Raw genomic sequence first — 10,775 nt, 5'->3', positions numbered from 1 at the left:
GGGCCCGGCGGCGGGGGGTCCGGCACAGGGCCGGGCAGCTTCGGCGGCGGGGGGACACGCGGGCGCATGGGCGGCGGCCGCTTCTGAGCCGCCACCGCCGTCCTCCCGCTCCTTCGGACGTCCTCGACACCGTGCACCCAAGGAGAGACCCGATGACGAAGCAGACCATCCTCGGACGCGTCGCCCAGCTGGCGAAGGCCAACATCAACGCCCTGGTCGACCAGGCCGAGGACCCGCAGAAGATGCTCGACCAGCTGATCCGCGACTACGCGAACAACATCGCCGAGGCGGAAGCGGCCGTGGCGTCCACGATCGGCAGTCTGCGTCTGCTGGAGCAGGACCACCGGGAGGACGTGGACGCCGCGAAGGAGTGGGGCGGCAAGGCGCTCGCCGCGAGCCGCAAGGCGGACGAGCTGCGCGCGGCGGGGAGGGCCGCCGAGGCGGACACCTTCGACAACCTGGCGAAGGTCGCACTCGGCAGGCAGCTCCGGTCGGAGAAGGAGGCCCGTACCGCGGAGCCGTCCATCGCCTCCCAGACGGAGGTCGTCGACACGCTCAGGTCGGGCCTCCAGCAGATGAAGGAGAAACTGCACCGGCTCCAGGCCGAGCGGGACGAGCTGGTGGCCCGCGCGACGTCCGCCCGGGCGCAGAACCGGATGCTGGACGCGGTCGAGAGCATCGACGTCCTCGACCCGACGAGTGATCTCAGCCGCTTCGAGGACAAGGTGCGCCGCGAGGAGGCGCGGGCGATGGGCCGGCAGGAGCTGGCGGCGTCGTCGCTGGACGCCCAGTTCGAGCAGCTGGAGGACGCGGGGGACGACGCGGAGATCGCGGCACGGCTGGCGGCGCTCAAGACGGCGTGAGCCGCGCCGGGGGCTGTCGTCGCGGGGACGGGGGACGCGGACGGACGGGCGGTGGAGGCGCGGGCGTGGCGGGGGTCGGTGCGGGTGCCGGTTCCGGCACGGACGGGCCCGCGGTTCCCGCGCCGGGGCCGCCGCGCCGCGGCGCCCGCGGTCAGAACATGCTCAGCAGCTGGTCCACCGTCGGCTCCGACGGCTCCCCGTCCGGGAGGCCCAGTTCGAACCAGACCGTCTTGCCCCGCGGGGTGCGCCGGGAGCCCCAGCCCGCGCTGAGCAGGCCCACGAGCTGAAGGCCGCGGCCGCCCTCGTCCGTGTCCCGGGCCCGGCGGCGCCGGGGCTGGACCAGGCCCGCGTCCCACACCTCGCAGACGAGGGTGCGGTCGCGCAGCAGCCGCAGCCGTATCTCGCCCTCGCCGTAGCGCAGCGCGTTGGTGACCAGTTCGCTGACGAGCAGTTCGACGGTGTCCACCAGCGCCTCGAGGTCCCAGGCGACGAGCTGGGCACGGGTCAGCTCGCGGGCACGGCCCACCGAGCGGGGCTCGCGCGGCAGCCGCCAGTCGCCGACGGCCTCGGCCGGCAGCCCCTGGATGCGGGCCATCAGCAGGGCGATGTCGTCCTCGCCGTGGCGGGTGTCGAGGCTGTTCAGCACATGGTCGCAGACGTCCTCCAGGACCCGGCCGGGGTCGGTGAGGGCGGTGCGGAAGGCGTGCAGGCCCTCGTCGAGGGGGTGGTCGCGGGACTCGACGAGCCCGTCGGTGTAGAGCGCCAGGAGGGACCCCTCCGGCAGCTCGACCTGCACCTCCTCGAAGGGCTCGCCGCCCACCCCGAGCGGCATCCCGGGCGGCACGTCGAGCAGCAGCGCCTCCTCCCCCGGTTCGACGAGGGCGGGCGGCAGGTGGCCGGCGTTGGCGAAGGTGCAGCGCCGGGTGACCGGGTCGTAGACGGCGTAGACGCAGGTGGCGAGGTAGACCTCGGAGAGGTCGGCCTCCCGAGAGCTGCCGGGGCGGGGCGGGGCGGCGGACGCGCCGGAGCGGCGGAGCTGGGAGGGCGTGCCGGGGCCGCCGAGGCCGCGGGCGATCTCGTCGAGGGCGGAGAGCACCTCGGCGGGCTCCAGGTCGAGCAGCGCCAGGGTCCTGACGGCGGTGCGCAGTTCGCCCATGGCGACGGCGGCGCGCAGTCCCCGCCCCATGACGTCGCCGACGACGAGGGCCGTGCGGTGCCCGGGGAGCTCGATGACGTCGAACCAGTCGCCGCCGACCTCGGTGGTCGTCGTGCCCGGCAGGTAGCGGCAGGCGATGTCGAGCCCCGCCGCCTCCGGGTCGCCCGGGGGCAGCAGGCTGCGCTGGAGGATGAGGGCGCGCTCGTGCTCCCGCCGGTAGAGGCGGGCGTTGTCGATGCAGACGGCCGCGCGGGCGGCGAGCTCGACGGCGAGGGCGCGGTCCCGTTCGCCGAAGGGTTCGCTTCCCTTGGCGCGGGCGAACTGGACCAGACCGACGACCGTGTCGTGGGCGACCATCGGCACGGCGAGCGTCGACTGCAGGAGGCTGCCCTCGCCGCCGGGGATCGTCCGCACGCTCGCGGTCCGCAGCGCGCCGGCGCAGGGGGAGTTGAACGGGAAGCGGTGGACCTCGCCGACGGCGGCCGGGGCGGAGCCGGCGGGGACGCAGTCGGGGGTGGTCACCAGCGGGGCGTCGGAGACGGCGCTGGCGAAGGCGACCCGGCGGAGTTCGGCGCTGCCGCCGCCGTAGCTCTCGGCGTGCGCGGAGCCGTACTGTCCCGGCGGCGCCTCGTCCCCGGTGAGCAGGGACTGGTAGAGGTCGACGGAGGCCAGGTCGCAGAAGCCGGGCACGGCGACGTCGAGGAGTTCGCGGGCGGTGGTCTCCAGGTCGAGGGAGTTGCCTATGCGGGCGCTGGCCTCGTTGAGGATCGCGAGGTTGCGGCGCGCGCTGGCGGCCTCCCGGGCCGCGCTGTGACGGCGCGTCACATCGGTGCCGAGTCCGGCGACGCCGACAGGCCTGCCGGATCCGCCGTGCACGCGGTAGAGGTTGATGGACCACTGCCTCCGGTCGCTGCTGCGGGGCGCGGTGCCGGTGATCTGCAGGTCGGTGACCGATTCGCCGGTCTCCAGGACCCGGCGCAGGGCGGCGTCCATGCGCTCGGCCTCGGGGCGGGAGAGGTAGTCGTACACGGTGCGGCCTCGGTGCTCCTCCGCCACCCCGCCGAAGACGGCCGCGAACCGGCGGTTGGCACGCTGCACGGTGAGATCCGTGCCGAAGAGCAGGAAACCGAAGGGAGATTGGCCGAATATGGCCTGCGATGCGGCGAGATCACTCTCGATGCTGCGCAGTGCCCGCACATCGACCACGATACAGAGGGCTCCGAGCCGGCCGTCGCCCGCCTCGCTCGGCATCACGTAGATCTCGGCCATGCCGTGGGCGTGTTCGCCGCCCGGCGCACGGAAGGGGACCAGCCCGGTCCACTCCTTGCCGTCGAGGATCTCGGCCACCTTGCGGTAGGCGCGCGACCTCAGTTCCGCGGGGAGGAACGCCTGCACCGGGTCCTTGCCCCTGACCTGGTCGGCCGTGACGCCGAAGAGTTCGGCGGCACGCCTGCTCCACTGGTCGACCAGGCCGTCCGGGCCGATCGAGAACGACGCGACCTTGATGTAGTCGTAGATCGAGCCAGGCGCGCTGCTCTGCCACACGACGCCGCTCGCCGTCCCAGGTATCTCGCTCACGCGACCGTCCCCTCCAGCTCACCGCACCGGACCGGCCATGACCGCAGTATTCAGCACTACGGCCCGCGCCGACACGGCGTTCACGATCACAGAGAGGTCTCGTTCATTTCCGGCCGAGTTCTCCGTGATCGTCGTCCCAGACGGACTCCTAACCCGTCAGAGGCAGCTCGAACCACACCGTCTTCCCCGTCCTGCCCCGGCGGGTGCCCCATCTGCGGGCCGAACATGCGACCAGATACAGCCCGCGGCCGCCTTCGTCCTCGGGACGCGCCGCCCGCTCGGTGGGGAGGTCCGGCACGGGATCGGAGACCTCGACCAGCAGGGCCGGGGCGGCGCCGTTCTCCTGACGGCGCTGGAGCCGCACCCCGATGGGTCCGGCGGTGTAGCGCTGGGAGTTGGTCACCAGTTCGCTGACCAGCAGTACCGTCACATCGCGGACCGCGGCGTCCAGCTTCCACTCGCGGAGGGTGTCACGGACGGCATGGCGGGCCGCGCGCACGGCGTCCGGCTGCGCCGGAAAGCTCCACTCGACGCATTCGCCGTCGGTGCCGATCACGCCGATCACTTCCGATCGCCAGCGGACCCGCGCCCGGTTTCGGGGGGTTAATGGGCACATACCCGTTTCCCGGGTCGGTTACCGCGCGTGGGCGCGCCGAGGGAGCACTGGTGCATTGCGGGCGTACGCGCGGGCGCTTCACGCCCCCATACGCATCGCGTGCGCCTCCGGCCGCCGGGCGGCCGGGTGCCGGAGGCCGGGCCCGGCGCCGCTGCGCGGACCCGCCGCGTCAGTCGCGCCCGTACGCGCCGGAGCGCTCGCGCACCAGGCGCGCCACCGCGGCGACGGCGGGACGGTCCTGGTCGAGCCAGTCGACGTCGTCCCGCTCATCGGGGTCGAGCCAGCGCAGCGCGTCATGATCCTGGAGGGGGCGGGGCTCACCGGACAGCAGGCGGACGGTCCAGACGCGGAGCACCAGGCCGGGTTTCAGCGGCCACTCCCCCGGGACCCGCTCCACCGGCTCCGTCTCGACACCCAGCTCCTCGCGCAGTTCGCGCACGAGTGCCTGCTCGGGACTCTCCCCCGGTTCGAGCTTGCCGCCGGGAAGCTCCCAGCGTCCCGCCAGTTCCTCCGGCGCGCTGCGCCGGGCGGCGAGCAGCCGTCCCCGGTCGTACACGGCCCCCGCCACCACCACACGATCGGTCATGCGCCGGAGCGTACTTCGCCGCGGCCGGGCCCCGCCCGCGCCCGCCGGGAAGCGGGGTGCGGGCGCTGCGGCGCGGAGGGCGGAAGCGGATGGCGGAAGCGGATGGCGGGCACACCGTCAGGCGGCGTACGCGGGCGCGGAGTTCAGCGTCCCGGCTGCGGCTGACCGATGGGCTCCACGCAGTAGAGCTGCTCATGCCCCCGGTGATCGAGGGTGTCGGCGATCCGCTGGGCCTCGTCCCTCGTCGCGTACCGGCCGACGCGGTAGCGATTGCCGTTGCCGTCCTGGCGCACGACCTGCCAGGGAAGAGCGGCGTTCAGATCCGTCATCGCACCCCTCCCCCACCCCTGGTCGAGCCGAGCATACGTAACCTTCGACAGGAAACCGCACTACGCATATGCCCAAGCGTACGCCTGACCTTCACTGAGCGAACACGGGTTTTCACAAAGAGACAGCGAAAGGGGCGCATCCGGCTGGATACGCCCCCTCGTCGCCCGCATCGACCACCCGGCGGCCTCCCCGGGCGGGCGCCGTCAGCGCACCGGCAGGTGGTACGCCACGCGATAGCGGTCGGCGGGCACCACGACGTCCGCGGTCTCGACCGCCCTGCCCGACGCGTAGTAGGTGCGCTCGACCACCATCACCACGTGTCCCGGCACCCCGCCCAGCGTCAGCAGCTCCTCGGCCAGGCCGGGCCGGGCGCCGACCTGCTCCACCACGTTGTCCACGACGACGTCGATCGCGGCCATCCGCTCCACCACCCCGCAGCCGCCGAGGGGCCCCTCCTCGGGCAGCATCACCGGGGTGCGGCCGGTGACCTCCAGGGGCTCCCAGGAGGTCGAGATCATCATCGGCTCGCCCCCGTCCCGGTAGAGGTAGCGGGTGCGCATCACCCGGTCGCCCAGCTGGATCCCGAGCCTGGCGGCGATCTCCGGGCCGGCGCACTCCTGCTCGCTGCTCGATTCCCAGGTGCCCCGCACCCCGTCCTCGGCCTGCTCCTGACGGAACGGGCTCGCCCCGGACGGCGGCCGGAAGCCCGACCGGCTGACCCGGCGCGGCACCGGCCGCTCGCGTACGTACGTCCCCGATCCGGACCGCCCTTCGACGAGCCCCTCGGCCATGAGCACCTTGCGCGCCTCCAGGGCGACCGTGTCGGAGACGCCGTACTCCTCCCGGATGCGGGCCTGCGAGGGCAACCGGGTGTGCGGCGGCAGTGAGCCGTTCACGATCTTTTCCCGCAGATCGCTCGCAACGCGCAGGTAGGCGGGCTGCTCACCGAATGTCACTGGCCACTCCCAACAGGTTGACAGACTGCGACAGCCTCGCAACCGTGGGTTGCCGGCCGCAAGTGTAGGCCACAGTTTCACTCGATGTGATGACTTGCCGGTGGGTGAGGGTTTGCCACCGGTACATCCGGGAGCGGGCCCCGACCTATTGACCTCAATGGTCCAGACCAATACCTTCTGCGTGCACGCACGACCCAGCTCATCCCCCCGTCCGGTACACGCACAGGAACGAGCCAGCGCCCATGCGTCGAAGCACCTTTGTCCGTACGGCCGTCGCCGTCGGCTCCCTCTCCCTCATCGCCGCCCTCTCCCCCGGCGCCGCCTCCGCCGCGGACGAGCGGACCCCCGGGCACGGGGACCGCCACGACCGGGCCGGCCTCAAGCGGGTCGGCTACTTCACCCAGTGGGGCGTCTACGGCCGGGACTTCCAGGTCAAGGACATGGACACCAGCGGCCAGGCCGGCAGGCTCACCCACATCAACTACGCCTTCGGCAACGTGAGCGCCGACGGCAGATGCTTCACCGGCAACATCCCGGGCGAGGCCGACGCCTGGGCCGACTACGCCCGGCCGCTCGACGCGGCCGACTCCGTCGACGGCGTGGCCGACACCGCCGAACAGCCCCTCGCCGGCAACTTCAACCAGCTGCGCGAGCTGAAGGCCAAGCACCCGGGCCTGAAGGTGATGATCTCGCTCGGCGGCTGGAGCTGGTCCACCCACTTCTCCGACGCCGTGCGCACGCCCGAGTCCCGCAAGGCCCTGGTGGCCTCCTGCATCGACCTCTACATCAAGGGCAACCTGCCCGTCGACGGGGCCCGCGGCGGCCGGGGCGCGGCCGCCGGGGTCTTCGACGGCGTGGACCTGGACTGGGAGTGGCCGGGCTCCGCGGGCGACACGGACACCGTCCACCGGCCGGAGGACAAGAAGAACTTCACCGCGCTGGTCCGCGAGTTCCGCGTCCAGCTCGATGCGTACGCGACATCGCAGGCGAAGGCGGACGGCGGCAAGCGCAGGCACTACGAGCTCAGCGCGTTCGTGCCGACCGCGCCCGCGAAGATCGACGCCGGCTTCGAAGTCGCCAAGATCATGCGCGACTTCGACTTCGTGAACCTCCAGGGCTACGACTTCCACGTCTCCGGCGAGTCCACGACCGCCCAGCAGTCCGCCCTGCGCGCACGCGGCGACTTCAGCGTCGACCAGACCGTCCGCGACTGGCTGCGGCGCGGCGCCCCCGCCCGCAAGCTGGTGGTCGGCATGCCGTTCTACGGCCAGGGCTGGACCGGTGTGACCGGCGGCGGGGACGGTCTGGGGCAGCCCGCGACCGGGCCGGCGCCGGCGACCTGGGCGGCCGGCTACGAGGACTACAAGGCGCTGAAGAAGCTGGCCGACTCGGGGGCGTACACGGTGCACCGCAACCGGGCCGAGGGCCACGCCTGGCTCTTCGACGGCACCACGCTGTGGACGTACGACGACCCGCAGGTGCTGCGGGCCAAGTCCGCCTACGTCCGGGCCATGGGGCTCGGCGGCGCGATGTTCTGGTCGCTCGACGGGGACACGGCGGACGGCGAGCTGACGGCGGCCGTGGACCGCGGCCTCGGCCGCCGCTGACCTCCCGGCACGGACCACGGCCCGTGTGCCGCCCGGCGGTGGGCGGCACACGGGCCCGCCGACAGGCGGGACCGGCGTCGGCTCAGACGCCGGTCCCGCCGCCCGTCGCCTCCGCCGCACCGCCGTCCTCGAACGAGCCGGTGAGCCGGCCCTCGGTCGCGGCGAGGGCGCACGTCACCGTGCGGTCGCCGAGGTCCCAGCTCTCCCTGGTGGGCAGGAAGTAGTAGTTGGCGACATGGGAGGGCAGCGCGGACGGGTCGGGGACGTAGGCGTCGCTGATGCCGTTGCAGCGCTTCTCCATGGCCGCGTCCGCCGCATCGGACGCGGGGTACCCGTCCGCCTCGTCCAGCCGGTAGCTGCCGGTGACCTCGGCGTCGTGCGGCTCGGCGCAGTCCTTGGTCGGGACGGACTCCGTCTCGGTCTCGTCCGGCACCTCGGCGCCCGGTATGTCGAAGCAGTCGCCCTTGGCCAGATCGAACGGGCTGCTCGCACTGGACGCTTCGTCCATGCCCTTCTTGAACTCGCGCCAGAAGTCGCCCGCCCCACCGGTGGCCATGAACACGACGAGCAGCACGGTGCTCAGCGAGGAGAGGACGACGCCCGCGACGGCCATGCCCTTGCCCCGCTGGCCACGGCGCCGGATCTGGGTGAGCGCGACGAGTCCGAGGACGAGGCCGAGCGGCGGGATGCAGCAGACGATGCCCAGCACCAGCGAGGCGATGGAGAGTCCGTTGTGGGTCCGGCGCTGCGGCGGCTGCGGGCGCGGTACGCCCCAGGGCTGCTGACCGTACGGGTCCTGGGGGTTCGGCTGCCCGCCCTGGGCTGCGGGGTCCACGGCTCGTCTGCTCCTCGGATCGTTCGAACGCCTGCGCACGGGCGCGCGGATCATACGACGAATCGCGGGGAGGGTGGGAACGCGGGGACATCTCCGGCGCCCTGACGGACCGGCCCCCGCCGCGGGGGCCGACCGCGGTCGGCGTGCGGAAAGGGGCGGCCGCTCGGGCGGCCGCCCCTTCCGTACGGGCGTGGATCAGGGCTCGGGCGTCACCGCCCGGTCCGGGATCAGAACTGGAGCGACCAGGCGTCGATCTTGCCCGTGTCGTAGGTGGCGTTGTCACCCACGCGCAGCTTCCAGACACCGTTGGCGACCTCGGCGGAGCCGTTCACGGTGTACGTGGTGATCACGTTGTCCGCGCTGCCTCCGGAGCCGTACGCCTTGAGGTTGTAGACGGTGCCGTCGGGGGCGACCAGGTCGACCCGGAGGTCACCGATGTAGGTGTGCTTGATGTCGACCGAGACGGCCAGGTTCGAGGGCGCGTTGCCCGTGACACCGCTGACGGTGACCGGCGACTCGACGGTGGCGTTGTCGCGGATCGTGTAGTCGGCGGTGTTCTCGAACCGGTCACCGGGCGGGGGCGTGGTGCCGCCGCTGCCGACGTTCAGCAGACGGTTGGGCGAACCGGTGCCCGGGTTGGTGACCTTCCCCTGGACGGCCGCGCCGGTCAGCGCGGAGGCGACCTGGGCGGGGGTGGCCGTCTTGTTGCCGGCGAGGTAGAGCGCGGCGGCGCCCGCGACGTGCGGGGTCGCCATCGAGGTGCCGGAGATGGTGTTCGTCGCCGTGTCGTTGGTGTTCCAGGCCGACTTGATCGACGAACCGGGGGCGAAGATGTCCAGCGACGTCCCGTAGTTGGAGAAGCTGGAGCGGGCGTCGGTGCTGGTGGTGGAGCCGACGGTGATGGCCTCGGCGACCCGCGCGGGCGAGTAGTTGGAGGCGTTGGCGCCGTCGTTGCCCGCCGCGACCGCGTAGGTGATGCCGGAGGCGATGGAGTTGCGGACCGCCTCGTCGAGGACGCTGTCGATCCCGCCGCCGAGGCTCATGTTGGCGACGGCCGGCTTGACCGCGTTCTGCGTCACCCAGTCGATGCCCGCGACGACCTGCTCGGTCGTGCCGGAACCGGAGTTGTCGAGCACGCGGACGCCGACGATCTTGGCCTTCTTGGCCACGCCGTAGGAGGACCCGGCGACGGTACCGGCGACGTGCGTGCCGTGACCGTGGCCGTCCTGCGCCGTGTTGTCGTTGTCGATGGCGTCGTAGCCGTTGGACGCGCGGCCGCCGAAGTCGCTGTGGCTGATGCGGACGCCGGTGTCGATGACGTACGCCGTGACACCCTCGCCACCCGGGTCCGGGTAGGTGTAGCTGGAGTTGAGCGGGAGCGACTGCTGGTCGATCCGGTCCAGGCCCCAGGACGGCGGGTTCGGCTGGGTGCCCGTGATCTTGAAGGTACGGTTCTGCACGACGGACTCGACAGCCGGGTCCGCCGCGAACTTCTTGGCCTGCGCCTCGGAGAGCTGGACCGAGTAGCCGTTGACGGCCGACTGGAAGGTCCGCTTGATCTTCGCACCGTATTCCGCCGCGAGGGCCTTGCCCTCGCTGGAGCCCGCGTCGGCCGCGGACTCGTCGAGCGTCACGATGTAGCTGCCCTTGACGGCACCCGGGGCGCCGGCGTTCTCGATGACGCCGACGGGCGCCGGCTCGACCGCGGAGGCCGGAAGGGCGGCAGCCGTGCCGGCCACGAGGGCGGCGACGGCTATGGCGCTGGCCGCGGCGATTCTTCGCCGCGAGTCACGCATCACAGACATGTGAGGGGTCCTCCTCATAGGTGGTGCGTTGCTGTGGGGGTCATGGCAGCTGAACGGCAGGGTCATGCCAACGACGCGGCTTCACCTCGTCGACCCCCTCCGTCCGTCTGCCGAGCGAAAGATTGACCGATCCATAGGAATCGCACAAGAGGCCCGTGCGCCCGGAAACACGAGCGCCACACGGCTGCCATGCTGACCCCCCATGACGCGCTTTCGCCGCCCCCACTGCGCAAGCTACTGGCCGGTCGATTCTGCCACCTGGCACTGTCCCGGCTGCCGGGGCCCCCTCGACCCCGGCTCCGCCGCCGGCCCGTGCCCGCCGGCCGCCCTCGCGGGCCGGGTGAACAGCGGGTGACGTCACGGGGAGGCCCCGTCGCGCTCCTCGCCCCGCCGTCTCCCCGCGGCGAGGGCCGCACTCCGCTCGCGCCGCGCACCCGGAGGGT

General features: G+C 72.6%; 9 protein-coding genes. 2 read left to right on the top strand and 7 right to left on the bottom strand.

Annotated elements, in window-relative coordinates; translation table 11 throughout:
* The first annotated feature begins 152 nt into the window (after positions 1 to 152).
* Positions 153 to 863 carry a PspA/IM30 family protein gene (locus EAO77_RS11860; protein WP_147987972.1) on the top strand — a complete coding sequence of 237 codons (711 nt, stop codon included), beginning with the start codon at positions 153 to 155 and terminating at the stop codon, positions 861 to 863.
* 151 nt (positions 864 to 1,014) lie between these two features.
* On the opposite strand, the gene EAO77_RS11855 is transcribed toward EAO77_RS11860, so the two are convergent.
* The 5 genes from EAO77_RS11855 to EAO77_RS11835 all read right to left on the bottom strand — a co-directional run bounded on the left by EAO77_RS11855 (position 1,015) and on the right by EAO77_RS11835 (position 6,085).
* Positions 1,015 to 3,597 carry a SpoIIE family protein phosphatase gene (locus EAO77_RS11855; RefSeq protein WP_147987971.1) on the bottom strand — a complete coding sequence of 861 codons (2,583 nt, stop codon included), beginning with the start codon at positions 3,595 to 3,597 and terminating at the stop codon, positions 1,015 to 1,017.
* A 148-nt stretch (positions 3,598 to 3,745) separates the two neighbouring features.
* Entirely contained in the window at positions 3,746 to 4,162 is a 417-nt protein-coding gene (locus tag EAO77_RS11850) for an ATP-binding protein (RefSeq protein ID WP_147987970.1), read from the bottom strand.
* A gap of 220 nt (positions 4,163 to 4,382) precedes the next feature.
* A complete protein-coding gene (locus EAO77_RS11845; RefSeq protein WP_147987969.1) occupies positions 4,383 to 4,799 on the bottom strand; it encodes a (deoxy)nucleoside triphosphate pyrophosphohydrolase in 417 nt (138 codons plus the stop codon).
* Positions 4,800 to 4,942: 143 nt separating this feature from the next.
* Positions 4,943 to 5,128 (bottom strand): SPOR domain-containing protein, encoded by a 186-nt coding sequence (locus tag EAO77_RS11840; protein WP_147987968.1) that lies wholly within the window; start codon positions 5,126 to 5,128, stop codon positions 4,943 to 4,945.
* 204 nt (positions 5,129 to 5,332) lie between these two features.
* A complete protein-coding gene (locus EAO77_RS11835) occupies positions 5,333 to 6,085 on the bottom strand; it encodes a GntR family transcriptional regulator (RefSeq protein ID WP_147987967.1) in 753 nt (250 codons plus the stop codon).
* A gap of 242 nt (positions 6,086 to 6,327) precedes the next feature.
* On the opposite strand from EAO77_RS11835, the gene EAO77_RS11830 reads away from it, so the two are divergent.
* Complete coding sequence (locus EAO77_RS11830; RefSeq protein WP_147987966.1) at positions 6,328 to 7,692, top strand: glycoside hydrolase family 18 protein; 1,365 nt, start codon at positions 6,328 to 6,330, stop codon at positions 7,690 to 7,692.
* Between the two features lie 82 nt (positions 7,693 to 7,774).
* Here the strand turns inward: EAO77_RS11830 and EAO77_RS11825 are convergent, their stop codons facing one another.
* Both EAO77_RS11825 and EAO77_RS11820 read right to left on the bottom strand, forming a co-directional pair.
* Positions 7,775 to 8,527, bottom strand: coding sequence for a DUF4190 domain-containing protein (locus EAO77_RS11825; protein WP_187283188.1), 753 nt, complete (start codon positions 8,525 to 8,527; stop codon positions 7,775 to 7,777).
* Between the two features lie 227 nt (positions 8,528 to 8,754).
* Positions 8,755 to 10,332: a S8 family peptidase gene (locus EAO77_RS11820; RefSeq protein WP_147987964.1), complete on the bottom strand. Its 1,578-nt coding sequence runs from the start codon at positions 10,330 to 10,332 to the stop codon at positions 8,755 to 8,757.
* Between the last annotated feature and the right edge of the window lie 443 nt (positions 10,333 to 10,775).

The organism is Streptomyces sp. T39 (assembly GCF_008042045.1).
GTDB lineage: Bacteria > Actinomycetota > Actinomycetes > Streptomycetales > Streptomycetaceae > Streptomyces.
The sequence above is the reverse complement of the archived record's forward strand: the minus strand, read 5'-3'. Positions and strand labels throughout refer to the sequence as shown.

What these genes read in the sequence shown, in the direction of transcription:
- EAO77_RS11840 (WP_147987968.1), bottom strand. Translation starts at nt 5,128, where the DNA reads ATGACGGATCTGAACGCCGCTCTTCCCTGGCAGGTCGTGCGCCAGGAC.
- EAO77_RS11845 (WP_147987969.1), bottom strand. Translation starts at nt 4,799, where the DNA reads ATGACCGATCGTGTGGTGGTGGCGGGGGCCGTGTACGACCGGGGACGG.
- EAO77_RS11820 (WP_147987964.1), bottom strand. Translation starts at nt 10,332, where the DNA reads ATGTCTGTGATGCGTGACTCGCGGCGAAGAATCGCCGCGGCCAGCGCC.
- EAO77_RS11860 (WP_147987972.1), top strand. Translation starts at nt 153, where the DNA reads ATGACGAAGCAGACCATCCTCGGACGCGTCGCCCAGCTGGCGAAGGCC.
- EAO77_RS11830 (WP_147987966.1), top strand. Translation starts at nt 6,328, where the DNA reads ATGCGTCGAAGCACCTTTGTCCGTACGGCCGTCGCCGTCGGCTCCCTC.